Raw genomic sequence first — 24,598 nt, forward strand, 5'->3', positions numbered from 1 at the left:
GCGCCGCAGTATCACGAGTATAGATAGGCGCTTTACGGTTCGCATTCCCAGGGGCGCTGGGCTATACCTTAGGCATTCCCCCTCCTGCTGGAGTTGTGATCATGAGCAAGAAAAAAATCCTGATGCTGGTCGGCGACTACGCCGAAGATTACGAAACCATGGTGCCGTTTCAGGCATTGCAAATGCTTGGCCATTGGGTGGATGCCGTGTGCCCCGACAAAGCCGTCGGCGACTACATCCAGACCGCGATCCACGACTTTGACGGCGCGCAGACCTACAGCGAGAAACCCGGTCATCGTTTCACCCTGAACGCCGACTTTGCCGCCGCCAAGGAAGAGCACTATGACGCGTTGTTGATCCCCGGCGGTCGGGCGCCCGAATACCTGCGGCTGAATCCCGACGTGATCGCGCTGGTGCAGGCGTTCGACGCCGCCAAAAAACCGATCGCTGCCGTTTGCCACGGCCCGCAGCTGCTGGCGGCGGCTGGGGTGTTGAAGGGCCGCACCTGCAGCGCCTACCCGGCTTGCGCCCCGGAGGTGCGGCTCGGCGGTGGCCATTATGCGGAGATCGGCATCGATCAGGCGCATGTCGACGGCAATCTGGTCACCGCCCCGGCCTGGCCGGCGCATCCGCAGTGGCTGGCGAAATTCGCCGAGCTGCTGGAGCAGTAACCTGGCGCTAGCGCAATTGCTCGATAAGAAAATGGATGTCGTACAGCCAGCGTTTGGCGCGCGCCGAGCGCACCAGCATCGATACGCACAGCGGCCGGGTGTGTTCTTTACAGGCGGAGGGAGAAAACCAGCGCCCGGTATTGCTCGGCGGCTGGAAATACAGCTCGTGGTTGTAGTTGCTGCTGTCGACGCCGAAGGTATCGAAGTAGCGGCGCATCAGCGTGTTGGAGTCGCTGAACGACAGGTTGAGCGCGGTGTTAATCTCGGTTTCCGGGGTGATGACCGCCCCCTTCTTCTGCCGCCCTGGTGCGTTGAATGCGGCGATAAGCGCGATGACCTGTTGCTGAATGTCTTCTGCCATGACGACCTCGAGCCGATATGAAGAAAAGGTGAATGCAATTATCTGTCTGACTCTGCCCGCCGCGGCGAGTTCGGGCCGCCGCGCGGGTTTTCCGTTTCTTTACACTTTCCATAAGTAAACCGCGCGCAGCCACACTTCTGGCGCGCGCGGTCGACGGTTAGCGGCTGAGCGCCGCCTTATCGGCGATGACGCCGTCCCCCTGCCGCTCGGCGGCAACCCCGCCGCCCAACACTTTATACAGGGTCGCCTGATTGTCGTACGCGGTCTGCTGTGCGGCGATCAGCGACTGCTGCGCCGTATACAGCGTGCGCTGCGCGTCCAGCAGCGTCAGGTAGCTGTCCACGCCCTGGCGGTAACGCAGTTCGGCCAGGCGATAATATTGCTGCGCCGCCGCCACATAGCCGGTCTGTGCCGCCAGCTGTTCCTGCAGCGTGGCTTTGCGCGCCAGCGCGTCGGCGGTTTCCTGAAATGCCGTCTGCACCGCTTTCTCATAGGTGGCGACATACAGGTCTTTCTGCGCCTGGGTGTAGTTGAGCTGAGCCGTGTTATAGCCGCCGCTGAAGATCGGCAGGCTGATGCTCGGGGCGAACGACCAGACGCCGGCGCCGTGGCTGAACAGCGACGAGAGTTCACCGCTGCCCACGCCGCCGCTGGCGGTCAGGCTGATCGACGGGAAGAACGCCGCCCGCGCCGAGCCGATGTTGGCGTTGGCGGATTTCAGATTATGCTCGGCCTGCAGCACGTCCGGCCGCGTCAGCAGCACCTGCGAAGACACCCCGGCCGGCAGATTGCGCATGATTTCGCCGAGCGCATCGATACCGCCGGGCAGCAGGTTTTCCGGCACGCTTTGCCCCACCGCCAAATCCAGCGCGTTTTTCGCCTGCGCGGCGAGGGTGGCGTAGCTGGCGGCGTCCGAACGCGCCTGCTGATAAACGGTTTCCGCCGACGCCACGTCGACCAGCGACGAAATACCGTGCTGTTGATTGTTGCGCGTCACGTCCAGCGAACGTTTGGCGCTTTCCATCGTCTGCTGCGCTATCGCCAGATTGCTGCGCTCGGCCGCCACCGCCACCCAGTCGGTGACGATATCGGCGATCAGCGTCAGACGGGTGCTTTTCGCCGCTTCCGAGTTGGCCAGATAGGTTTCGAACGCCGCCCGCGACAGGCTGGCGTTCTTGCCGAACAGATCCAGCTCGAACGCGCTGACGCCGCCCTGCGCTTCGTAGCTCTGGCTGATGGCGGTGGCATTGCCGTTGCCGGTCAGCGAACGCCCGCGGCTGCCGTCGGCGGTGGCGGTGATCGTCGGGAACAGCGCCGAGCGCTGCTCACCGTACAGGGCGCGCGCCGAAGCGATATTGGCGATCGCCTCACGCAGATCGCGGCTGCTGTTCAGCCCCATAGCCACCACCTGCCGCAGCCTGGCGTCCTGCACATAGTCGCGCCAGGCGACGTCCGGGTAGCTCAACGCCTGTTTGCCGGCGGCCTCGCCCTGCGGCAGGTTGGCGGGCACCGGCGCCGCCGGGCGATGGTAGTGCGGATCCAGCGACAGACATCCGCTCAGCAGCAGCGGTAAAGTTAACATCATGACTCGTTGCAACACGTTATTCTCCTGCCTGCGACGGCGAGTTGGTGGGCCGACGGGTAAACATGCGGCGCACCAACACATAAAACAGCGGTACGAAAAAGATCGCCAAGGCGGTGGCGGTGATCGTGCCGCCGATAATGCCGGTGCCGATGGCAATTCGGCTGTTGGCGCCGGCGCCGCTGGATACCGCCAGCGGCAGCACCCCGGCGGTGAACGCCAGCGAGGTCATCAGGATCGGCCGCAGGCGCATGCGCGCCGCGTGGACCGCCGCGCCAATCAGCGTTTCCCCCCGCTGGTGCATCTCCTCGGCGAACTCGACGATCAAAATGGCATTTTTCGCCGACAGCCCGATGATGGTGAGCAGCGCCACCTGGAAGTAGATGTCGTTTTCCAGCCCGCGCAGCGTGATCGCCAGCAGTGAGCCCACCACGCCCATCGGCACCACCAACATCACCGCGAATGGAATCGACCAGCTCTCATACAGCGCCGCCAGGCACAGGAACACCACGATGAGCGAAATGGCGTACAGCGACGACGCCTGGCCGCTGGTCAGCCGTTCCTGATAGGACAGCCCGCTCCAGGAGTAGCTGCTGCCGGCGGAGTATTTCGCCGCCAGTTTCTCCATCTCGCTCATTGCCGTACCGGAACTGACACCGGCGGCGCCCTGCCCGGTGATCTCGAACGACGACAGCCCGTTATAACGCGACAGGTTCTCCGGGCCGTAGATCCAGTGCGAAGACGCAAAGGCGGAGAACGGCGTCATGCTGCTGTCGCCCGATGCGTTGGTGCCGCGCACAAACCAGCGGTCGAGGTCTTCCGGCTTGGCGCGGTACTGCACGTCGCCCTGCATATAGACTTTTTTCACCCGGTTGCGATCGATAAAGTCGTTGATGTAGGTGCTGCCGAACGCGCTGCTGAGGGTGCTGTTGACGTCCGCGGCGCTCAGACCGAGCGCCTGCAGCTTGCCGTTGTCGATCTCCACCTGCAGCTGCGGGGTGTCCGGCAAGGTGTTGGCGCGCACTGCCAGCAATGCCGGATTGTTGCCGGCGGCGGCGACGATCTGGTCGCGCATCGCCTGCAGCTCGGCGCGGGTGGTCGCCCCTTTGGCCTGCAGCTCGAAGGTAAAGCCGTCGGACTGGCCAAAGCCGTCGATCGCCGGCGGGCTCATGGAGAAGACCTGGGCGTCGCGCAGCGAGGCGAAGTGCGCCATGGCGCGTTTGGCGATGGCGTCGGCGGTGTTTTCGCTGCCGCTGCGTTGGCTCCAGTCCTTGAGGCTGACGAACGCCATGCCGGCGTTTTGCCCGCTGCCGCTGAAGCCGAAACCGTTGATGGTGAAAATGGTGCTGACGTTGGCCTTTTCCTGGTCGAGGAAATAGGCGGTCACCGCCTCGCTCACCGCCGAGGTGCGCGCGTTGGTGGCACCGGCCGGTAAGGTGTACTGCACCATCACCGTGCCCTGATCCTCGTTGGGCAGAAAGCCGGTCGGCAAGCGTAGATACATCACGGCCGCGGCAATCAACAGCAGGCCGTACAGCAGCAGATAACGCGTCGGCCGGTGGATCACTGCGCCGACTTTGTCGGCGTACTTCTCCTGCAGCCGGTCATAGCCGCGGTTGAATTTGCCCAGCAAGCCTTTGTCGGTCTGCGCATCGTGCGCCGGTTTCAGCAACGTGGCGCACAAGGCCGGCGCCAGCGTCAACGCCAGCACCACCGACAACACCATCGAGGAGACGACGGTGATCGAGAATTGACGGTAGATCACCCCGGTGGAGCCGCCGAAGAACGCCATCGGCAGAAACACCGCCGACAGCACCAGCGCGATGCCGACCAGCGCGCCGGTGATTTCGCGCATCGATTTCTCCGTCGCCTCGCGCGGCGGCAGCTTATCCTCCCGCATCACGCGTTCGACGTTTTCCACCACCACGATGGCATCGTCCACCAATAGCCCGATCGCCAACACCATGCCGAACAGCGTCAGGGTATTGATCGAATAGCCGAACGCCGCCAACACGCCGAAGGTGCCCAGCAACACCACCGGCACGGTGATGGTCGGGATCAGCGTGGTGCGCAGGTTTTGCAGGAACACGAACATCACCACCACCACTAACGCCACCGCTTCAAACAGCGTTTTCACCACCTCTTCGATCGAGATGTTGATGAAGTCGGTGCTGTCTTTCGGGTAGGCCACCTTGTAGCCCTGCGGCATGGCGCTTTGGTATTCCGCCACCTTTGCCTTTACCAGCTTGGCGGTGCTCAGGGCGTTGGCGCCCGCCGCCAGCTTGACCGCGATCCCCGCCGCCGGGTGGCCGTTGAGGTGCGCGCTGGCGGAGTAGTCTTCGTTGCCCAGCTCAACCCGTGCCACGTCGCCCAGCCGCACCAGCGCCCCGCTGCTGTCGCTTTTCAGGATGATATTGCGGAACTGTTCCGGCGTTTGCAGCCGCGACTGCGCCTTCACCGTGGCGGTCAGCTGCTGGTCGGCGGCGGCCGGCAGATCGCCTATCTTGCCGGCGGACACCTGGGTGTTTTGCGCCTCGATCGCCGTCTGCACGTCGGAAGGCATCAGCGAAAAGCTCGCCAGTTTGGTCGGATCCAGCCAGATGCGCATCGCGTATTCCGAGCCGAACACCTGCACGTCCCCGACGCCCTCGATGCGCGACAGCGGATCCTGCAGGTTGCTGACCAGATAGTCGGAGATATCGGCCATCGTCGCCTTGTCGCTTTCGTCATACAGCCCGACGATCAGCAGAAAGCTGCTCTGGGATTTTTTGACCGTCACGCCCTGCGCGGTAACGGCGCTCGGCAGACGACTTTCCGCCTGCTGCACCTTGTTTTGCACCTGCACCTGAGCGATATCCGGATCGGTGCCCTGCTCAAAGGTGACGTTGATGCTGACCGAGCCGCTGGCGCTGCTGGTCGACGAGAAATACAGCAGGCCGTCCAGGCCGGTGAGCTGCTGCTCAATCACCTGGGTGACGCTGTTTTCCAGCGTTTCCGCGTCCGCGCCCGGGTAGGTGGCGGAGATGGCGATCTGCGGCGGTGAGACGTCCGGGTACTGCGAGACGGGCAATGAATTGATCGACATCAGACCGCACAGCATGATGATGATGGCGATCACCCAGGCGAATACCGGACGCCGGATAAAGAACTGCGCCATATCATTGCTCCCCGCGTTGGGTTTTGTCGACCGAGACGTCTACCGGCTTCACCGCGGCGCCGATCGTCACCTTGCTGGTGCCTTCGACGATCAGGCGATCGCCGTCGTTCAGCCCGCTGTCGATCAGCCAGTTGCTGCCCACCACCCGTTCGGCGCTGACGGTGCGTTGCGCCACTTTGTTTTGCTCGTTTACCACCAACGCGGTGGCTTCCCCTTTGGCGTTGCGGGTGATGCCCTGCTGCGGCGCCAGGATGGCTTTGGGATCGACGCCGTTATCCACCGTGGCGTGGACGTACATGCCGGGTAACAGCTCATGTTCGGGGTTGGGGAACACCGCGCGCAGCGTGACCGAACCGGTGGCCTCATCCACCGCCACCTCGCTCAACTCCAGCTTGCCGGCGTGGGCATAAGGCGTGCCGTCCTCCAGCTTGATGGCGACCGGCGTGACCGCACCGCGCTGCAAAGCGGCCTGCTGACGGCGCAGTTTAAGCAACTGGGCGCTGGACTGGGTCAGATCGACATAGATCGGATCCAACGCACGGATGGTGGCCAACGCATCAGTCTGGCCGGCGGTGACCAGCGCGCCCGGCGTCACCGACGAAATGCCGATGCGGCCGGCGATCGGCGCCCGCACCTGGGTATAGGCGAGATTGATGCGCGCCGTTTCCAGCGCCGCCTGATACTGCGCCACCGACGCCACGGCCTGCAGATACGCGGCTTTGGCGTCGTCTGCGTCCTGTTTGGAAACGCCGTTCTCTTTCACCAGCGCCGCATAGCGCTGCGATTTGAGCCGGGTGGATTGCACCGTGGCCTGAGCGTTTTTCAGCTGGGCGGCGGCCTGATCGTAGCTGGCCTGATAGCTGGCGGGGTCAATTTGATACAAGACCTGCCCGGCTTTCACCTCGGCCCCTTCGGTAAACAGCCGCTGCTTGATGATGCCGTCGACCTGCGGCCGCACGTCGGAGGTCATGGTGGCGTTAACCCGGCCGGTCAACTCGCTGCTCAGGGTTACAGACTGGCCGCGCAGCGTGACGACGCCGACCTCCCGTTCACCGCCTGCGCCCGTCGGCGCGCCGGCGTTTTGCCCATCGCAGGCGGCCAGCGACAGCGAAAGCCCCAGCGCCAAAAGCGTTTTCCTCTGCATTGCAATACGATCCTATTGAGAATGACTATTCTCAATATATCGAATGCCGGAATGCGCTTCTGAAAGGGTTGCGTAAGGATTGCGTAAAATCTTTTCGAAGCGGTAAACGGTGGCGCAATCTCGTTCAGCGTGGTTTCAGCACATTGGCGCAGCGGTTTTTAGCCAATGCAATAAAGCGTTCCACTTCAGCCGGGGGCGGCGCCGCTTCAGTTGTATCAGGCTCTTGCTCCCGATGAGCATCGCTCGCCGGCTGCTTGCAGCGATAAACCAGGCCATACAGGGGATGGCGCCCATCGTCGGTTTGATAATAATTGGCCACGCGGGCGAACGAATAGTAATAATAAGGCGTTGAATGTTCTTCGCCCCGATAAACGTTTTGCGTGCCGCCATCGTAGAACGTCACGTTGGCGGTCTTTTCCATCAACCGATCCAGGTCGTCGATCACCTGCTCAGTGCAGCGGTTTAATTCACGCCGATCTTGTTCATTCAATTTATCGGCATAGTCGTCGGCGCAGCGGGTGATATAACCTTCATACTGGAGATTGTCGGCGAGCTTAAGTTCGAAATAACGGTATGAGCGCTCGGCGATCTTCACCCCCTCACGCTCCTGAATCAGCTTCGCATCCTGAATAAGGTACACCGCCGCCGGATCCTGATTCTCGAGCGTAAGCATGGCCGCAGTGGCCCCTCCAACAGGCGTCAAGAGCGCCCCCATAAGCAGGGACAACCGTGTGATTAAACGAAAGTCCATTGTTTTAGCGTCTTGGTCCATCATAAATTTCGTCATCTTATCTCGTCAGCGGCGGCGTACCGAGCGCCGCGTGGGATTTTTAGGGTTTAACCAGTCTAAACACCGTTTTGGTGTGCCAATAGTAGTCGATCGCTGCCGAAACAGTCGGCATCCAGCCGTCCGGCTCATAGGGAACGAAGCCGGAAAAACCCAGCCTGCGGGCAGAGACCTGGAACCCCGCGGCGGAGAAAATACGCGCATAATCGTCCAGAGAACGATCCTGCACCACGGTATGCGTCTGTTCAGCCACCCTTTCGCGCCATTGCGGCCACAGCGGGTTGTCGGTGTGGCAACCGGTCACCGCATAATAAACGCCGCCCGGCTTCAGCACCCGCAGCATATCGGCGGCATGCTGCGCGATATCTTCAATCAGGTAGATGACTTCATGACTGAAGGCGATATCGAAGTGGTTCTCATAACCCGTCAACCGCGTGTCGGTCTGATAAACGATCGGCAGGTTTCCTTTCAGGCGGTTGGCTTGTTCGACGGATTGGCGGGCGATATCAACGCCGATCCCCTCACTAAATGGCCGAATTTGATGCAACAGGCGCAAAAAACCGCCCTGATTGCAGCCGAAGTCCAGCACCCTGACGCCGGACAGTTCGCGTTCCGGCACCAGGCTCAGCAGATGCCGCCAGATGGGCGCATGGCCTTCGGCCATGGCCTGCTCTGCGTGCGGATCGCGATACCAGGTGGGAATGCTCAAGGATGAGTCGTTCATTATGGCCTCCTTCTGTTTCCACTCAGCCAACCACAGCCTATGGCGACAAACAACCGCGTGCGCATTTTTTGAACATTCACTAGTCTGGTTTGCCAGGCGCCGGCAGTTGGCTGGTCACGCAGTGAATGCCGCCGCCGCCGGCGGCGATCGCGTCGATCTCCAACTGCACCACCTTGCGCTGCGGATAGAGCGCCGACAGCAGTTCAAACGCCGCCTTGTCCGCCTGCGGGTCGCCAAACTCCGGGGCGATCACCGCGCCGTTGATAACGAAATAGTTGATGTAGCCCGCCGCGAAATCGGGATTGCGGCGGCTGAAACGGCTGTCGCGCGGTGCCCGCGGCGGCGAGAGCGTATGCACCTGCAGCGTGCGGCCGTCGGCGTCGGTCGCCGTCTTGAGGATCGCCAGATGCGTCTGGGTGACCGCATGATCGTAAGAGGCCGGGTCGGTGTCCAGATTGGCCACCACCACGCCCGGCCGCACGAAACGGGCGTAAAAATCGACGTGGGCATCGGTGATGTCCCGGCCTTTAATGCCCGGCAGCCAGATAATTTTACGCAGGCCGAGCATCGCCTTCAGCTCCTGCTCAACCCGATCCCTGCTCCAGCCCGGGTTGCGGTTCGCATTCACCCAACTGCTCTCGGTCATGATGCCGGTGCCGCGCCCATCCACCTCAATGCCGCCGCCTTCGCCTACCAGTGCGCTGCGGCGCGGTTGAGCGACGCCGTATCGCCTGGCGGCAAACCCTGCCAGACGCGCATCCCTGGCATGCTGCTGCTTATCGCCCCAGCCGTTGAAGTTGAAATCCACCGCGCCCAGTTCGCCGGCATCATTGACGACGAAATTGGCGCCGATGTCGCGCATCCAGATATCATCCAGCTCGGTGACGACATAGCTGACGTTGTGACTGCCGCAGGTGACCTCGGCCAATTGCCGTTCACGCTCGCGGCAAAAAACCGTCAACGGCTGAAATTCGGCGATGGCGCGGGCGATACGCCCCTGCGCCGCCCGCACGTCCGCCGTGAAGTCGCCCCAAATCGCGCGCTGCGCGCCGAACGCGATAAACGCCCGCTGTTGCGGTTCCCCTTCATCCGGCAAGCGCCAGGCCGGATTAAGCACAGCTTTTGCGTGACCGCGTAACGAAATACCCAATGATGCCGTCAAGCCGACGCCGGCCACCGCCGAAAGCTGCTTGATAAAGGTGCGGCGCGTTGACATAAATGCCCCCTTTTAATTAATTTAAATTCAACTGGTTAACCGGTTTTTTCGCTCTCCGGGAATTGAATCTCATGCTAGTCTTCCCCTGCCGCTGCGACAAACGATATATTTAGTGGATATCTGATTAGACAGGCTTATTGATAATGTTAAAACACTGGCCCCCGTTAAGCGCATTGCGCGGTTTTGAAGCGGCGGCGCGTCTGGGCAGTTTTCATCAGGCCGCCGAAGAGCTGCACCTTACCCAGTCGGCAATCAGCCAGCAGATCCGCAGCCTCGAGGCTTTTCTGGAACAGCCGCTGTTTTTCCGCACCGGCCGCAGCGTGACTCTGACCGATGCCGGCCACGATCTGTTCAGCACCGCGCAGGTAATGCTGCAACAATTGGCCGTCGGCATTCGTCGTCTGGACCAGTACCGCAAACCCAATCAGTTGATCGTCAACACGACGCCGGCCTTTGCCCGCCACTGGCTGACGCCGCGGCTGGGCGAGTTCAACCAACGGCATCCGCAGATAGATCTGTGGCTCTTCACCAGCTTCGAGCCACCGGATATGGCGACGGACAGCATCGACTTGGCGATCCGCGACGATCTCAGCGCGCAGGCGGACTGCACCTTTAAGGTTCTCTGCACCGACCGGCTTTATCCCGCCTGCCACCCCAGCCTATTGGCGCTGGCGGCGGAGCAGCGCGTCACGCTGCACGGCGAACGCGAAATGGACTGGAGCCACTGGACGGTGGCGGGCGGCGCGCACGTCGGCCAGCGCGACGGCGGGCTGAATTTCTCCGATCCCGGCCTGCTGCTGGATGCCGCCTGCCAGGGGCTGGGCATCGCGTTGGTCAGTCAGCTGTTGGCGCAGCAAGCGCGTGACGCCGGGTTGCTGCATCCGTTAACCGAGCAACGCGTGCGTGGCGCCAACTGGGCGTGGCTGCTGCATCGCGACAGCGAACACAATCCGCTCGCCCGGCACTTCTGCCAATGGCTGCAATCGACGCTGCCGGCCGACGCATAACGCGCCACATCACGATTTGCTACTCTGGTCAGGCGGCCCCGCCTGACCGCTGCTACCTTCAATAAAGCGCCGCAATAGCCCGAAGAAAACGCGCTAACCTGCTGTTTCAAAATAATTAGTTGAATTCACCTGATAATTGAACATCGCTAAAAGGATCTTCTATGTCTGCCGGTTTATTGAAAACGATAGCTCTGAGCGTAGCCCTGGCCTGCACCGTTCCCGCCGCCTTTGCCGCCGATCTGACCGCCGGCGCGGTCGCCGCTCCGGATCAGTATGGCGCAAAAGTCGCCGCGCACATTCTGCAGGCCGGCGGCAACGCGGTTGATGCGGCGGTCGCCACCGCCTTTACCCTGGCGGTCACCTACCCTGAAGCCGGCAATATCGGCGGCGGCGGCTTTATGACGCTGTACGTCGACGGCAAGCCCTATTTTCTCGACTACCGCGAAGTGGCCCCCAAGGCCGCCGGCAAAACCCTATACCTGAACGAGAAAGGTGAAGTGATCGAAAATCTCAGCCTGGTGGGCAGCCGCGCCGCCGGCGTGCCGGGCACCGTGCTGGGGTTGTGGGAAGCCCATAAACGCTTCGGCAAACTGCCCTGGGCCGAACTGCTGACGCCGGCGATCGGCTACGCCCGGCAAGGCTTTACCGTGGCGGAACAGCAGTATCAGTACCGCGAAGACGCCAACAAGCTGTTCGCTGGCAAAACCAACTTTGGCGATTATTTCGGCGCCATGAAGCCCGGCACGGTGTTCAAACAGCCGGAGCTGGCTGCCACCCTTGAGCGCATCGCCCAATCGGGCGCCGACGATTTTTATCACGGCGAAACCGCCCGCCTGCTGGTGGCGCAAATGCAGCGTGACAACGGGCTGATCGGCGCGGCGGATTTGGCCGACTATCGGGTGAAATGGCGTGAACCGATGCGCATCAGCTGGCGCGGCAACACCGTGTATACCGCCCCGCTGCCCAGCTCCGGCGGCATCGCGCTGGCGCAGCTGCTGGGGATAAAAGAAGATCGCGCCGCCGACTTCAAGGGCGTGCCGCTGAACTCGGCGCGCTATATCCACCTGCTGGCGGAAATCGAAAAACGCGTGTTCGCCGATCGCGCCGACTACCTCGGCGACCCGGATTTCACTAACGTGCCGGAAGCGCAGCTGATCGCCCCCGACTACCTGCAAAAACGCGCCGCCGAGATCAACCCGACGGCGATCTCGCCGACCGAGCAGGTGCGGCCGGGGCTGGAAAGCCACCAAACCACCCACTTCTCGATCATCGATGCGGCCGGCAACGCGGTCAGCAACACCTATACGCTTAACTGGGACTTCGGCAGCGGCGTGGTGGTCAAAGGCGCCGGTTTCCTGCTCAACGACGAGATGGACGACTTCAGCGCCAAACCCGGCGTCGCCAACGCCTTCGGCGTGGTGGGCAGCGACGCCAACGCCATCGAGCCGGGCAAACGCATGCTCTCCTCGATGAGCCCGACCATCATCACCCGCGACGGCGACGTCACCCTGGTGATCGGCACGCCGGGCGGATCGCGCATCTTCACCTCGATCTTTCAGGTGATCAACAATCTCTACGATTACCATCTGCCGCTGGCGCAGGCGGTGGCCGCCCAGCGCGTGCATCACCAGCTGTTGCCGAAGGACACCGTTTATTACGACAGCTTCGCGCCGCTGACCGGCAAACCGGCGGACGAGCTGAAAGCCATGGGCTACACCCTCGAAGACCAGGGCTGGAACATGGGGGATATTCAGGTCATACGCGTCGATGGCCGCACGCCGGAAACCGCGTCCGATCCGCGCGGCCGCGGCGTGGGGCTGGTGGTGAAAAAGTAACCCTCCGGCGGCCCGCCTCCGATTAGACGGGCCGCCGCTCTCCCCGCACAGATGGCCGCTGTCTCCTTTTTCACTCATCTATACTGAATCGACAGGCCTGCGTTCAACGACGACGGCGCCTGCGGTCCGCCTTGGACGATAAGGATAATATTCATAGTAAATCAATCACCTGCATTTATCGTAAGCGGTGTCGGAGGCAATCAATAATGGCGAAAAGACGAGCAGTGCCCGGTGTTCATCCCTACGATGGGCCCGCCGGCGGTTGGGGCGCGCTGAAAGCGACGGCCATCGCCGTGCGCACTCAGATGGATACCCTGGAGGCGCCGGTAACGCTGATGCGCACCAATCAGCCCGACGGGTTTGATTGCCCGGGATGCGCATGGCCGGATAAAGAACATCGATCCACCTTCCAGTTTTGCGAAAACGGCGCCAAAGCCGTGACCTGGGAAGCGACCAGCAAACGCGTGACGGCCGAATTCCTGGCGCAAAATACCGTGACCTCACTGCTGCGGAAAACCGATTATGAACTGGAGGATTATGGTCGCCTGACCACGCCCCTGTTCTATGACGCCGGGACCGACACGCTGCGCCCGCTGGCCTGGGATGAGGCGTTTCAACGCATCGCCGCCATTTTGCAGACGCTGCCGCCGGAGCAGGTGGAGTTTTATACTTCCGGCCGGGCGTCCAATGAGGCGGCCTATCTGTTCCAGCTGTTTGCGCGGGAATTTGGCAGCAATAACTTCCCCGACTGTTCCAATATGTGCCATGAGCCGACCAGCGTTGGCCTGCCCCAGTCGATCGGCATCGGCAAAGGCACCGTGTCCCTGGACGACTTTGACAGCGCGGAGCTGATTATCTCCATCGGGCACAATCCGGGCACCAATCACCCGCGCATGATGGGCACGCTGCATGAATTGGCGCGCAAAAAAGTGCCGATTATCGTGTTCAATCCGCTGCGCGAGCGGGCGCTCGAGCGTTTCACCGATCCGCAAAACGTCATCGAAATGGCGACCTACAGTTCGACCCCTATCGCCTCCACCTACTATCAGGTCAAAGCCGGCGGCGACGCCGCAGCGCTCAAAGGCATCGCCAAAGCGCTGCTGCAGTTGGATGACGAACATGGCAATGCGCTGGACCACGCCTTTATTGCCGAGCACACGGAAGGTTTTGCGGATTTTGCCGCCGATCTGAAGACCACCGGTTGGGATGCGATTGAGGCGGAGAGTGGCCTGGCGCGCCGGGATCTGCAACAGGTCGCCGCCGCTTACGCGAAATCCAACGCCACCATCGTGACCTACGGCATGGGCATTACGCAGCACAATAAAGGCACCGCCAACGTACGCCTGATTGCCGATCTGTTGTTGCTGCGCGGCAACATCGGCAAACCGGGCGCCGGCATCTGCCCGCTGCGCGGCCACTCCAACGTGCAGGGCAACCGCACCGTCGGCATCACCGAAAAACCCTCGGCCGATTTTTTGGCGAAGCTGGAAACGGTGTTTGGCTTCACGCCGCCCAAAGCCCACGGTCACGATGCCGTGAAATGCATGCAGGCGATGATCGACGGCGCCTCGAAGGCGTTGATCTGCCTGGGCGGCAACTTCGCCGTGGCGCTGCCGGACCCCGAGCAGAGTTTCCCGGCGATGAAAGCGCTGGAATTAAGCGTGCATATCGGCACCAAACTCAACCGCAGCCATTTGTTGGTGGCGAAAGAAACCCTCATTCTGCCCTGCCTGGGACGTACCGAACTGGACATGCAGGCCGGCGGGCGACAATCGGTGACGGTGGAGGATTCGATGTCGATGGTTCACGCCTCGTCCGGCAAATTAAAACCGGCGTCGGAGCTGTTGCGTTCGGAACCCGCCATTGTGGCCGGCATGGCCAAAGCGGTGATGCCCGCCAGCAAGGTGCCCTGGAATGAACTGATCGAAGATTACGACGTGATCCGCGATTTGATCGAAAAAACCATCCCCGGCTTCGACGATTACAACGCGCGCATTCGCCAACCCGGCGGTTTCCGCATGCCGCTGCCGCCGACTGAGCGCCAGTGGCCGACGGCGACGGGCAAGGCGATGTTTTCCGTATTCAGCGGGCTGCATGAGGACGAGACAACGGCAGACAAAGATACGCTGCGGCTGATCACGCTGCGCAGCCACGATCAGTACAACACCACCATCTATGCTCTGGACGATCGCTACCGCGGGGTCTTCGGCCGGCGCGACGTGCTGTTCATGAATGACAGCGATCTGCAACGTTTGGGGTTGGAACATGGCGACGTGGTCGATCTGGAAACGGCGCTGCCCGGCAGCACCCAGCGCCTGGAAGGCATCACGGTGATCGCCTACAACATCTCAGCCGGTTCGGTCGGCGCCTACTACCCGGAGGCCAACGTGCTGGTGCCGCTGCATTATATCGATGAGGAGAGCGGCACGCCTTCGTATAAATCGGTGCCGATCCGCGTGAAGTTGAGATCCAAAGAGGTGCGCGCGGTCGATATCGCCTGACGGAAGCGGTTTGAGCCTTTCTCCGCATGGAGAAAGGCTTCTCCCCCTTTAGACCTGCGCCACCAACACATTGACGTTGGCGGGGAAAACCAAGCCCTCTAATGCATTACCGCTGTCGGAGGTCACCAGATAATCGACCTCGGGCCATTTGGCCACCAGCGTCATCGCATGCCCGCGCAGCTTATTTTCGTCGGCCAGCACGATGCACTTGCGGCTCTGGGCAATCATTTTGCGCGCGATGGCCGCTTCATTGACGTTCTGATCCATCACGCCGGTCTGCAGATTGACCGCGCCGGCGCCGATGATGGCGTAGTCGGCGAAAAACGCCTCGATATTATTCAATGCGATCGCGCCCAGGCACGCCATTTTGGAGTCGATGAACTGCCCGCCGATCAGCACCACGTCAATGGAGTCATTTTCCAGACAGACGTTGGCGATAAGCGGCGAGTTGGTGATGACCGTCAGTTGATCGATCGTCGCCAACTGCCGGGCAAACTCCAGCGTGGTGGAGCCGAAATCCACGAACACCGTATCGCCCGGTTGGAGCAGCGTCGCCGCTTTCTCCGCGATGGCGCGCTTCTCGGCCTCGGCGATTTTGGCCCGCTCGTTGAATTCATGCTCGAATTTAAACTGGCTGCTCACCGCGCCGCCGTGGATCTTCTTGATCAGCCGATAGTCTTCCAGCTTGTTCAGGTCGCGCCGAATGGTTTCCTGCGAAACCTGGAATTTATCCGCCAGCTCATTCACGTAAACCCGGCCGTTGGCCTGGATCAGCGCCAGTATTTCATTGCGCCTTTCCACGGAATTAGAGATATCCATTCACATTACACTCGCTGCCTTTAGTAAGAGTGACTGCCTACGCCGAGACTTGCGGCGTTAACTGACGGAATACTACGGGTTTCAGGGCGTTAGACGCAAGCCGTTGCCGTCGTTCACCCGGCGGATTCGATGCTGATGTGCAGCGCATCACGCTCAGCCTCGGCTGGCAAGACGATATTGCGCAGCAGGATCCGCCGTTCAGGCAGGCAACGATGCGTTTTGCGGTACAGCACTTTCTCCCCCAGCCGCACCACCACCGAACCGGACACCGCCTGTTCCACGCGCATATTGATCGTGACCGTGGCGGGATTGCCGATCAGCGCCACACGGGCGGGCGCAGTCAGACGTATCCGTTCGTCGTGCCGCACCGGCAGGATTTGCCGCGCCGGCGGCAGCGTGCGCTGCAGCGAATGGGCAACGGCCTCGCCGACGCGCAGCCCTTCCTGATAACACTGGTCGCCCATGTCCGCCGGGTGCAACATGTTGCCGACGGCGAAATAGGCGGCGTCGGAACAGCGGCCGAACTGATCGGTCAACGGACAGCCGCTGTCCGGCCGCTGCGCCAGGTGGCTCTGGCGGATCAGCGTATACTCCCCGGTGAAGCGGCCGGTGAAGATCAGGCTGTCGCAGGCGATGCGCCGTTTCTCCCCCTGGCGATTTTCCACTTCTATGGATTCAACCCGATCGCGGCCGGCAATATCGGTCACACGCGAATAGTAGTGGATCGGCACTCCCATCAGACGCGCATAGAGCGCGCTCAGACGCCAGGCGACGGGTCTGCCGCCGCTTTCAATCATGGCGACGGCGCGCACGCCGGCGTTACGCAGCGTCCACAGCGCGGAGAAACTGACCAGCTCGGTGCCGATCACCACCGGCGCCTTGCCCGGCTGCAGCCCGCGCAGATAGACGAACTGCTGCAGCGCACCGGCGGTGAGTACGCCCTGCGGCCGCAGCCCGCTCACCAGTCGCGGATGGCGCGGCGTCTCGCGCACGCCGGTCGCCAGGATCACCCGCTGCGCTTTCAACGTGCTGACGCCGCGGCAGTCCGTGATGGTCAGCTCGCCGTCCGGCTTGATGGCGAGCACCGTCACGCCGGTACGGATCTCCACCTGCCCGGCGCGCGCCAGTATTTTATCGACATAGGTGGATCCCAGCATCGGCCTATAAAACGTTTGCAGCCCAAAGGTGGGGTGCCGACAGTGTCTCGGCACACCGCCCGCCTGCCGTTCCCGTTCCAGGAGCACCACATCCTCGATCCCCGCCTGCCGCAACGCGGTCGCCGCTGCGATCCCGGCCGGCCCGGCACCGACAATCGCCACCTGATACTCAGTTTTCATCAATGCTCCCTACGGCCAGCGTCTGGCCAAAACGATCGCCTACCATTTCCGCCACCCGGCTGCTGCAATAAAAACCGTTGCAGCGCCCCATCATCACGCGCGTGCGGCGCCGCAGCCCGCCGATGCACTCCGGCGGCACGGCGGAATCGAACGCCGCCTCGATCTCCCGCTGGGTCACCAGCTCGCAGTGGCAAACGATGCCGCCGTTGTCCGGGCGCGCGTAATCGCGCAGCGCGTAGTCGGCAAGCATCGGCATTTGCGGCCAATACACGGTCTCCGGCGTTTTTGGCGTGAAGCACGGCGTAAAGTGGTCGCGATAGAGCTGTTCCACATATTGCGCGATGCCCAGCGCCGCCGTCAGGCCGGTGGAGCGAATGCCCGCCACGCAGATCCACTGCCGATCGGGATAGTGCTGAATGCGGTAGTGTTTCTGTTCAGTCGCCGGGCGTAATCCGGCATAGCTGGCGGTGACGCTGTAATTCGCCAGCGTGGGCAGCAATCGCGTCCCCTGTTCGATCAGCTCGCGCATTTTGGTTTCGTCCACCGTCGCCGTCTCGCGATCCTGCTGTTCTTCGGCGGTCGGCCCGAGCAGCAAATTGCCGAAGATGGTTTTCGACAGCAGCACCCCTTTGGTGATCGTCGTCGGTACCGGCAAGATAATGGCGTTGACCTGCCCGGCGGCGGCCTTGTCGAACACCAGGAACTGCCCTTTGCGCGGGCGAATTTCAAACTCGGGCTGATGGCAGAAACTTTCTACCCGGTCGCCCTGATTGCCGGCGCAGTTGATGACGATTTTGCCGTGAAACTCGCCCCGGTTGCTGGTTAGCCGCCAGCCGGTCGGCAAGCGTTCGGCGCCGGTCACCTCGGTATTGAAGCGATAGTCGCCGCCGTGTTTAACGCCCTGCGTCAGGTAAGCCAGCGGCGTGCTCCAGGGATCGATCACGCTCTCGCCCGGCACCTCTACCGCCGCCAACGCGCCGGGCGCCAGCTGCGGCTCACGGCGATACAGCTCGGCGGCGTCGATCTGCGCCACGTCCAGCACGCCGTTGTCGTGCGCCTGTTGCACAATCGCGGGCAGCGCCGCCAACTGCTGCTCGTCCCAGGCCACGACCAGCGCGCCGGTGGGCAACAGCGGCAGATTCATTCGTTCACGGATGGCGATAAATTCCCGGTACCCGGCCTGCATGCAATGCAGTTCCAGGCTGCCGCTGGGCGCATCGAAGCCGGTATGCAGCAGCGCGCTGTTGGCTTTGCTGGCGCCGGACAGGATATCGCCCCCTTTTTCCAACAGCAGCGTACGGGCGCCCATCAGGCAGAATTTGCGGAATACCGCACACCCGACCACACCGCCGCCAATCACGACAATGTCCCAACCCGTTTGTTCTTCCATCATGCTGATGTCCCGTTTTGATGTAATAACCACAATAAAACCACACAATAACCGCATTTGAAATGACGAAAACAACATAACTCCCAAAAAAAAGCCGCAAAAGGCGGTGATAAGCAAAAAGTATGAGGTCGATCACGCGGGGTTATTTTATCTTGTGATTTATGTTGCTTTTGTGTGTGAAATTGAAGATAGATTATTAAAACAGTCACACAACCAACACCAGGCACAATAAAAAAACAAAACCTATAAGAGAGCGAAGCAATGATGAATCAACGTTATGCCGCGATTGATCAGGGGACCACCGGCACCCGGGTCGTGGTGTTCGGCGAAGACGGCAGGCACCATTCACCGGCCAGCATGCCGCACAAGCAGATCACCCCCAATCCGGGCTGGGTGGAACACGACGCCCTGGAGATTTTGGCGAATATCCGCCGCTGTCTCAGCCAGTGCGACATGGTGGACGCCATCGGTTTAGGGCATCAGGGCGAAAGCCTGCTGGCCTGGGACGCCGACAGCGGCCTGCCGCTGTACAACGCCATCGTTTGGCAAGATCAGCGCACCGAGCCGGAGATCCAGCGGCTGAAACGCGAAGGCGTTGAGCCGCTGGTGACGGCGAAAACCGGTCTGCCGCTCGATACCTACTTCTCAGCCAGCAAGATGGGCTGGCTGATGAACAACGCCCCGGGCGCCAGGCAATTGGCGCAACGCGGCCGCCTGCGGCTCGGCACCATGGACGCCTTCTTCCTGTTCCACCTGTGCGGCCGGCATCTTACCGACTATAACTCGGCCTCGCGCACCTCGTTGTTCAACATTCATACCCTGCAGTGGGATGAGGAGCTGTGCCGTTTGTTCGGCGTGCCGATCGACAGCCTGCCCGAGGTCAGAGACAACATCGGCCACTTCGGCGACGTCGCGCTCAACGGCAAACCGGTGCCGCTGACGGCCTGCATCGTCGACCAGTTTGCCGGTACATACGGCCACGGCTGCCATCAACCGGGGCAGATGAAGATCACCTTCGGTACCGGCGCCTTTTTACAGGCGATCACCGGGCCGCGCCCGATCGATGCCGGCGAGTCCGGCCTGTTGCCCACGCTGTGCTGGAAGCTGCCCGACAGCGAGCCGGTGTATGGCCTGGACGGCGGCGTTTATAACGCCGCCTCCGCCATTAACTGGGCGAGAAAGATCGGCCTGTTCAACGATTTCGATGAATTCGGCGACTTCCCCTCTCAGCCGGCCATCGCGCGCGGCCTGGCCTTTGTGCCCGCGCTCTCCGGACTGGCTTGCCCGTACTGGGACCGCTCCGCCGCAGGGATGTGGGCCGGGCTGTCGCTGGAGACCGAGCGCAAGGATCTGCTGCAGTCGATCCTCGAAGGCATCGCCATGCGTTCCGCCGAGGTGATCAACGCCATGGATAAACTGAAACCGATCGGCGACAGCATTTCGGTGGACGGCGGCCTGTCCGCCAACCGCTATTTCACGCAGTTTCTCGCCAACCTGATCCAAAAGCGCATCGTCTCTCCCACCAATAAGGAGATCACCGCCCAAGGCGTTGCGCTGTTGGCGCGTAAAGGACTGGGGGTGGAACATCCGCTCAAGGTGCTCAACCGCTATGAAGTGACGGAACCCGCCGAGGTCGATATGGCGGGCTGGTTTGCCCGCTATCAGGAAATCATCGCGCGCTCGCGCGGCTTACGTTCATCGCAGGAGGAACACCATGGCTGAGTTCGGTAATTTCATCATCTATATCATCATGGCCGGCACTCTGATCGGTGCGCTGGCGTCGATCGTCAAACCGGAAGGCGAGCTGGGACGCGAATTCGTCAACGGCATTCACGCCATCGGCCCGGTGTTTCTCGCCCAGGCTGGCATCATGGCCGCAATCCCGATCATCTCTTACCTGATCATGTACAGCATCGGCCCCTTCTTCTCGGCGCTCGGCTCCGACGCCTCGATCGCGGCGCTGGCGGTGATCGCCGTGGACATGGGCGGCTATCAGCTGGCCGACGCCATTGCCGCCAACCGCGACATGTGGATCGTCGCCATGTTGGTGGGCTACACCTCGGGTGCCAGCATCGTGTACCTGATCCCGGTCGGGCTTATCATGCTGAACCGCGACGACCATAAATATCTGGCGCTGGGTGCCATGGCAGGCCTGATCAGCATTCCGTTCGCCGTGCTGATCGCTCTGGTGACCATCACCTTCAATAACCTGCCGGTCAGGGAGATTATCTCCACCACGTCACCTGCCGCGCACTATCTGCAGCTGGACTTGCTGCAGGCGCTGCGGCTGCTGTCCCCGCTGTTCGCCCTGTGCTTCCTGCTGGCGTTGGGGCTGAAGCTGCGGCCGGCGGCGATGGTGAAAGGATTCCTGATCTTCGGCAAGGCGGCGGATGCCTTTATCAAGCTGGTGTTGGCGCTGTGCATCATCGAGCATTTCACCGGTGTGTTTAAAAAGGTGTTCGGCGGCTGGGTATTCGATCCATTATTTGCCGACAAAGACGAATTATTCCGCGCTATCGAGATCGCCGGTTATATCGGCATTATGTTGGCGGGCACATTCCCCATTTGTTATTTATTCCAGCGCTATTGCCGCAAGCCGATGCATTTTATCGGTAAAAAGCTCGGTTTATCGGATACCGGCGCGCTGGGCTTTATTATGGTATTGGCCAATATCATCGCCGTTTATCACCTGTTCAAAGGCATGCGCGCCCGCGATAAGGTGCTGTGCGTGGCCTTCGGCATCTGCGCACAGGCCACGTTGGGCGATCACCTGGCGTTTACCGCCAACTTCCAACCTTCGCTGGTGTTGCCGATCATGATGGGCAAATTCCTCGGTGGCATGATCGCCGTGCTGATCGCCATAAAAATTTCGGTGCCGGAGGCTGAATTGCTGGAAAAAGAACAGACGCAAAGGCAATCGACGGCCATCGCCGCCGCCGCTCGTTAAATTTACCCCTAAGCCATAAAAATAAACGGGGCGCCGCCTCACGGGGAAGCTGCGCCCTTTTTTCGTCCCTGACAACAATTATTGAGAGAACAAACGCTAATGAGAAAAATATTTTTAGCCTGCCCCTACAGCCACACCGACGCCAACGTCGTGCAGCAACGCTTTATCGCCTGCAACGACGTCGCCGCCGCTATCGTGCGAGCCGGCAGCGCCGTTTTTAGCCAGGTCAGCATGTCGCATCCGATCAACCAGTGTTTGCAAGAGCTAGACAAAACCGCCATCGGCAAGCTGTGGGCGCCGATCGACGCCCTGTTCATGGCGGCGATGGATGAGTTGATCGTGCTCGACTTGCCGGGTTGGCAAGAGAGCGGCGGCATCAAACGCGAGATGGACGCTTTCGCGGCGCGCGGCTGCCGCGTCAGCCTGTGGTCCGAGGTCGCGAGCGAGTTCAACTGAGGCGTGCGCCCCGCCGCTTGGCGCGGCGGGGCAGCGGCCTATTTGCCGTTGGCCAATTCACCGTACACCACCTGGCCGCGGAAACCGCGCCGCACCTGCTGGAACAGCTCGCGGAATGCCGGGTAATCCTGCGCCTGGCACAGCGCTTCCTTGCCGCGAATGGCGTTCACCTGCAGGCGGTGATTGACGGTCACCTGCTGCCCGTCGCGCCGCCACTCGACGCGATAGTCGCCCGCCGCATTGCGGAATTGCCGATCTTTCGGAATGGCGATGATCGGCACGTTGGCCGGCAGCTGCAGACGGTAGGTTTCGTCATAGCGCTGCGCGGTGCAGTAGAACGGCGTTTCGTTGCCCGGCGCCGCCGTGGTGGTATACAGCGTGCGGAACGATTTGCCGCCGGGCGGGTTGGGCAACGTCATGCCGCCCACCACGCCGAAATCGACGTAGTCGTCCGCCTTGAAGCGGAAGCGATAGCCGAACTGCTTTTTGAGATCCAGCGGATCGCTGTTCATCGCCACTTCGCCGTTGCCGTCGATGCCGGAAGCGGACATGATCGTCGCTTCGGCCTGCGCCCGATTCTGACGGTTGATCTGCGAGAAGTAGCCCCGCAGGTCAATTTCTTCCACTTCGCTCAGCCGGCGCTCGGTCTGTCCGCGCAGATTGCCCGCCTTGTCGAACACGAAATCGACGTTCAGCGCGCTCTTGACCGGCTGCTCATCGCTGCCCGGCGTGCGCGCCAGCCTGGCGTCGCGCGTCAGCAGCACCGGCGCGCCCAAATCGCCCTCCGGCAGTTGCCCGAAACGCGCCCAGGGATTGGTGGAATCGAGGTACAGTTTGAATTCCGGCACGTAGGTGATGGCGTGATTGAAGCGGCCAAGCAGCGGCACTTTAGGCAGTATCGGGCCTTCATCCATGCCGATCAGCACCGGCGAGCTTTCAATGCCTTTGGCGGCGAGCAGCGCCTCCAGGATCACCACGTGATCCTTACAGTCGCCGTAATGGTTATCGAGAATGCTCTGCGCCGAATTCGGCTCCAGCCCACCGTTGCCCAGGTACACCGCCACGTAGCGAATGTTTTGCGCCACCCAGCGATAGAGGGCCTCCGCCTGCTCGCGCCGATCGCTGATACCGGCGGTGATATTGTCCGCCAGCGCCTGAATGCCCGGCGTCACCTTCGCCGCCGCGCCGGCCTTCAGCTGGTAGGCCTTGGCCAACTGCGGCCACTCGCGGTAGGTGCTGGCCATGATGGTCGGGCTGAAGGTCCAGCTGTCCGCCGCCCAGTTTTGCGCCTTCATCGGCGCGCTGCGCGAATAATGCCAGCGCCAGTGCGCCTGGCCGTTGCGGATTTGCGGTTGGTCCCCGCCCTCGACGCCGCGCGTGAAGATATGCATCGGCAGCTTGGCCGGCGCCTGCAGGGTCACTTCGGCGTCGTCGAACTGATCGAAAACGCTGAAGGTCTCCCACAGGCCGAAATAGTCAGGGAAATACGGGGTGTTCTGCGTGCGGCGCAGTTCGTACACCACGCGCGAGCCCGGCGCCAGGTTGGAGAACACGATGACGCGCACCTTGCGATCGGCATACAGCGGCGCCGTAGCGCTGGAATAGCTCTCCTGGGTATAGATGCGATCGGGCGCCACATCGTGGCGCTGGCCGTCGGCGGTCAGCGTATAGGCGGCGACCACCTCCAGCGTTTCCATTTTCTCGCTGTAGCTCAGGCGGATCTGGCTGAATTTTTCGACCGCCGCCTTGGTTTTCAGCAGCACTTCGTAGCTTTCCGTCTTCACGTTGGTGGCGTTGGCGTTAACGCGGTAATCCGCGCGATAGCGCACGAAGCTGAAATCGTTGTTGGCCGTGTCGTTCTGGCCCTGATCCGCCGCGGCGGGCGGTGCAGCGGCCAACACGGTGGCCGGGTGCGTCGCCGTCAAACCGGCGAGTAACAGTATGGAAGGAATAGCGATTTTCATCTTCGGTCCTTGAAGGGCAACAAACGGCGACGCCGGGCTACGCGCCTGCCCCGGCGTCAAAACAGGCGGGCACACTAATATAATTGAGAATCATTTTCAATAAACGAACCGTCAACGCCGTGCTAGCCCTGCTCGATCAGCATCACAGCGGTGGTCTCCGGCTCCAGGGCCTCGAAAACGTGCTCGCGATCGGCGGAGTAACTGATGTAATCGCCGGCGCTCAGCACCTGCGGCTGATCCGCCGGGCCAAGGCGCGCCCGTCCACTGCTGATGATCACATGCTCGACGGTGCCCGGCGGATGCGGCCGGGAAAGTTTGACTTCGCCGGGCTGCACCCGCAGCCGGTAAATGTCGCGCTGCGCGCCCGGTGGACAAGTGGCCAGCAACGTGGCGGCGTAGTTGCCCTGCTCTGACACCGCCGCGGTCCCCTCATGAGCGCGGATCACTTGCACCTGCCTGCTGGGTTGCGAAATCAGTCGGCTGACCGGCACATCCAGCGCCATCGCCAACGCCCACAGCGTTTCCAGACTGGGATTACCGCTGCCGGCTTCGAGCTGCGACAACGTGGACTTGGCGATACCCGCGCGCTTCGCCAGTTCGGTGACGGACAGGTTCAATCGCTCCCGCTCACGGCGGATTGCCGCCGACAAGAGGCCGATCGGCGTGATGTTCTGCATTAGGCTCTCGCTCATTGTTCGTT

The 24,598-nt window shown here is 61.6% G+C and carries 19 protein-coding genes; 7 read left to right on the plus strand and 12 right to left on the minus strand.

Features of this window, described 5'->3' with window-relative positions:
* Window positions 1–101: 101 nt before the first annotated feature.
* The gene (locus tag ACP3TA_RS18185; protein ID WP_033643121.1) at window positions 102–671 is read left to right on the plus strand and encodes a DJ-1/PfpI family protein; all 570 of its coding nucleotides are present in this window, start codon (window positions 102–104) and stop codon (window positions 669–671) included.
* Between the two features lie 7 nt (window positions 672–678).
* Here the strand turns inward: ACP3TA_RS18185 and ACP3TA_RS18190 are convergent, their stop codons facing one another.
* The 7 genes from ACP3TA_RS18190 to ACP3TA_RS18220 all read right to left on the minus strand — a co-directional run bounded on the left by ACP3TA_RS18190 (window position 679) and on the right by ACP3TA_RS18220 (window position 9,642).
* Window positions 679–1,032, minus strand: coding sequence for a DUF1493 family protein (locus ACP3TA_RS18190; RefSeq protein ID WP_033643122.1), 354 nt, complete (start codon window positions 1,030–1,032; stop codon window positions 679–681).
* 157 nt (window positions 1,033–1,189) lie between these two features.
* Entirely contained in the window at window positions 1,190–2,632 is a 1,443-nt protein-coding gene (locus ACP3TA_RS18195) for an efflux transporter outer membrane subunit (protein ID WP_060660701.1), read from the minus strand.
* Between the two features lies 1 nt (window position 2,633).
* The gene (locus tag ACP3TA_RS18200; RefSeq protein WP_164119995.1) at window positions 2,634–5,771 is read right to left on the minus strand and encodes an efflux RND transporter permease subunit; all 3,138 of its coding nucleotides are present in this window, start codon (window positions 5,769–5,771) and stop codon (window positions 2,634–2,636) included.
* A 1-nt stretch (window position 5,772) separates the two neighbouring features.
* Window positions 5,773–6,915, minus strand: a complete 1,143-nt coding sequence (locus ACP3TA_RS18205) for an efflux RND transporter periplasmic adaptor subunit (RefSeq protein WP_047575160.1) — start codon at window positions 6,913–6,915, stop codon at window positions 5,773–5,775.
* A 124-nt stretch (window positions 6,916–7,039) separates the two neighbouring features.
* Window positions 7,040–7,702 carry a hypothetical protein gene (locus ACP3TA_RS18210; protein ID WP_127897185.1) on the minus strand — a complete coding sequence of 221 codons (663 nt, stop codon included), beginning with the start codon at window positions 7,700–7,702 and terminating at the stop codon, window positions 7,040–7,042.
* 43 nt (window positions 7,703–7,745) lie between these two features.
* A complete protein-coding gene (locus tag ACP3TA_RS18215) occupies window positions 7,746–8,426 on the minus strand; it encodes a class I SAM-dependent methyltransferase (RefSeq protein WP_033643126.1) in 681 nt (226 codons plus the stop codon).
* A 79-nt stretch (window positions 8,427–8,505) separates the two neighbouring features.
* Window positions 8,506–9,642, minus strand: coding sequence for an agmatine deiminase family protein (locus ACP3TA_RS18220; RefSeq protein ID WP_033643127.1), 1,137 nt, complete (start codon window positions 9,640–9,642; stop codon window positions 8,506–8,508).
* Between the two features lie 143 nt (window positions 9,643–9,785).
* Here ACP3TA_RS18220 and ACP3TA_RS18225 point away from each other — a divergent pair, with 143 nt between their 5' ends.
* From ACP3TA_RS18225 to ACP3TA_RS18235, 3 genes are all read left to right on the plus strand, one after another.
* Window positions 9,786–10,649, plus strand: a complete 864-nt coding sequence (locus ACP3TA_RS18225) for a LysR substrate-binding domain-containing protein (protein WP_033643128.1) — start codon at window positions 9,786–9,788, stop codon at window positions 10,647–10,649.
* A 161-nt stretch (window positions 10,650–10,810) separates the two neighbouring features.
* Complete coding sequence (gene ggt / locus ACP3TA_RS18230; RefSeq protein ID WP_164119996.1) at window positions 10,811–12,484, plus strand: gamma-glutamyltransferase; 1,674 nt, start codon at window positions 10,811–10,813, stop codon at window positions 12,482–12,484.
* Between the two features lie 203 nt (window positions 12,485–12,687).
* On the plus strand, window positions 12,688–14,985 hold the full coding sequence (locus ACP3TA_RS18235; protein WP_164120002.1) for an FdhF/YdeP family oxidoreductase: 2,298 nt from the start codon (window positions 12,688–12,690) through the stop codon (window positions 14,983–14,985).
* A 48-nt stretch (window positions 14,986–15,033) separates the two neighbouring features.
* Here ACP3TA_RS18235 and ACP3TA_RS18240 read toward each other — a convergent pair whose 3' ends face one another.
* From ACP3TA_RS18240 to ACP3TA_RS18250, 3 genes are all read right to left on the minus strand, one after another.
* On the minus strand, window positions 15,034–15,804 hold the full coding sequence (locus ACP3TA_RS18240; protein ID WP_033643131.1) for a DeoR/GlpR family DNA-binding transcription regulator: 771 nt from the start codon (window positions 15,802–15,804) through the stop codon (window positions 15,034–15,036).
* A 113-nt stretch (window positions 15,805–15,917) separates the two neighbouring features.
* Window positions 15,918–17,141, minus strand: coding sequence for an FAD-dependent oxidoreductase (locus ACP3TA_RS18245; protein WP_033643132.1), 1,224 nt, complete (start codon window positions 17,139–17,141; stop codon window positions 15,918–15,920).
* A complete protein-coding gene (locus tag ACP3TA_RS18250) occupies window positions 17,131–18,534 on the minus strand; it encodes an NAD(P)/FAD-dependent oxidoreductase (protein ID WP_033650359.1) in 1,404 nt (467 codons plus the stop codon). The genes ACP3TA_RS18245 and ACP3TA_RS18250 overlap by 11 nt, the downstream gene beginning before the upstream one ends.
* Window positions 18,535–18,792: 258 nt before the next feature.
* Here ACP3TA_RS18250 and ACP3TA_RS18255 point away from each other — a divergent pair, with 258 nt between their 5' ends.
* The 3 genes from ACP3TA_RS18255 (at window position 18,793) to ACP3TA_RS18265 (ending at window position 21,934) form a co-directional block, all read left to right on the plus strand.
* Window positions 18,793–20,253: an FGGY-family carbohydrate kinase gene (locus ACP3TA_RS18255; protein ID WP_096242268.1), complete on the plus strand. Its 1,461-nt coding sequence runs from the start codon at window positions 18,793–18,795 to the stop codon at window positions 20,251–20,253.
* A complete protein-coding gene (gene eutH / locus ACP3TA_RS18260) occupies window positions 20,246–21,478 on the plus strand; it encodes an ethanolamine utilization protein EutH (RefSeq protein WP_033643135.1) in 1,233 nt (410 codons plus the stop codon). The genes ACP3TA_RS18255 and eutH overlap by 8 nt, the downstream gene beginning before the upstream one ends.
* Window positions 21,479–21,577: 99 nt before the next feature.
* On the plus strand, window positions 21,578–21,934 hold the full coding sequence (locus ACP3TA_RS18265; RefSeq protein ID WP_042784548.1) for a DUF1937 family protein: 357 nt from the start codon (window positions 21,578–21,580) through the stop codon (window positions 21,932–21,934).
* 38 nt (window positions 21,935–21,972) lie between these two features.
* On the opposite strand, the gene ACP3TA_RS18270 is transcribed toward ACP3TA_RS18265, so the two are convergent.
* Together ACP3TA_RS18270 and ACP3TA_RS18275 are read right to left on the minus strand one after the other, a co-directional pair.
* A complete protein-coding gene (locus tag ACP3TA_RS18270; RefSeq protein WP_033650356.1) occupies window positions 21,973–23,898 on the minus strand; it encodes a DUF3857 domain-containing protein in 1,926 nt (641 codons plus the stop codon).
* Between the two features lie 122 nt (window positions 23,899–24,020).
* A complete protein-coding gene (locus tag ACP3TA_RS18275; protein ID WP_033643138.1) occupies window positions 24,021–24,590 on the minus strand; it encodes a helix-turn-helix domain-containing protein in 570 nt (189 codons plus the stop codon).
* Between the last annotated feature and the right edge of the window lie 8 nt (window positions 24,591–24,598).

The sequence above is a fragment of the Serratia sp. 2C06 genome (genome assembly GCF_050037615.1).
Classification (GTDB): domain Bacteria; phylum Pseudomonadota; class Gammaproteobacteria; order Enterobacterales; family Enterobacteriaceae; genus Serratia; species Serratia ureilytica.

What these genes read in the sequence shown, in the direction of transcription:
- ACP3TA_RS18185 (WP_033643121.1), top strand. Translation starts at nt 102, where the DNA reads ATGAGCAAGAAAAAAATCCTGATGCTGGTCGGCGACTACGCCGAAGAT.
- ACP3TA_RS18190 (WP_033643122.1), bottom strand. Translation starts at nt 1,032, where the DNA reads ATGGCAGAAGACATTCAGCAACAGGTCATCGCGCTTATCGCCGCATTC.
- ACP3TA_RS18200 (WP_164119995.1), bottom strand. Translation starts at nt 5,771, where the DNA reads ATGGCGCAGTTCTTTATCCGGCGTCCGGTATTCGCCTGGGTGATCGCC.
- ACP3TA_RS18205 (WP_047575160.1), bottom strand. Translation starts at nt 6,915, where the DNA reads ATGCAGAGGAAAACGCTTTTGGCGCTGGGGCTTTCGCTGTCGCTGGCC.
- ACP3TA_RS18210 (WP_127897185.1), bottom strand. Translation starts at nt 7,702, where the DNA reads ATGACGAAATTTATGATGGACCAAGACGCTAAAACAATGGACTTTCGT.
- ACP3TA_RS18215 (WP_033643126.1), bottom strand. Translation starts at nt 8,426, where the DNA reads ATGAACGACTCATCCTTGAGCATTCCCACCTGGTATCGCGATCCGCAC.
- ACP3TA_RS18220 (WP_033643127.1), bottom strand. Translation starts at nt 9,642, where the DNA reads ATGTCAACGCGCCGCACCTTTATCAAGCAGCTTTCGGCGGTGGCCGGC.
- ACP3TA_RS18225 (WP_033643128.1), top strand. Translation starts at nt 9,786, where the DNA reads ATGTTAAAACACTGGCCCCCGTTAAGCGCATTGCGCGGTTTTGAAGCG.
- ggt (WP_164119996.1), top strand. Translation starts at nt 10,811, where the DNA reads ATGTCTGCCGGTTTATTGAAAACGATAGCTCTGAGCGTAGCCCTGGCC.
- ACP3TA_RS18240 (WP_033643131.1), bottom strand. Translation starts at nt 15,804, where the DNA reads ATGGATATCTCTAATTCCGTGGAAAGGCGCAATGAAATACTGGCGCTG.
- ACP3TA_RS18245 (WP_033643132.1), bottom strand. Translation starts at nt 17,141, where the DNA reads ATGAAAACTGAGTATCAGGTGGCGATTGTCGGTGCCGGGCCGGCCGGG.
- ACP3TA_RS18250 (WP_033650359.1), bottom strand. Translation starts at nt 18,534, where the DNA reads ATGATGGAAGAACAAACGGGTTGGGACATTGTCGTGATTGGCGGCGGT.
- ACP3TA_RS18255 (WP_096242268.1), top strand. Translation starts at nt 18,793, where the DNA reads ATGATGAATCAACGTTATGCCGCGATTGATCAGGGGACCACCGGCACC.
- eutH (WP_033643135.1), top strand. Translation starts at nt 20,246, where the DNA reads ATGGCTGAGTTCGGTAATTTCATCATCTATATCATCATGGCCGGCACT.
- ACP3TA_RS18265 (WP_042784548.1), top strand. Translation starts at nt 21,578, where the DNA reads ATGAGAAAAATATTTTTAGCCTGCCCCTACAGCCACACCGACGCCAAC.
- ACP3TA_RS18270 (WP_033650356.1), bottom strand. Translation starts at nt 23,898, where the DNA reads ATGAAAATCGCTATTCCTTCCATACTGTTACTCGCCGGTTTGACGGCG.
- ACP3TA_RS18275 (WP_033643138.1), bottom strand. Translation starts at nt 24,590, where the DNA reads ATGAGCGAGAGCCTAATGCAGAACATCACGCCGATCGGCCTCTTGTCG.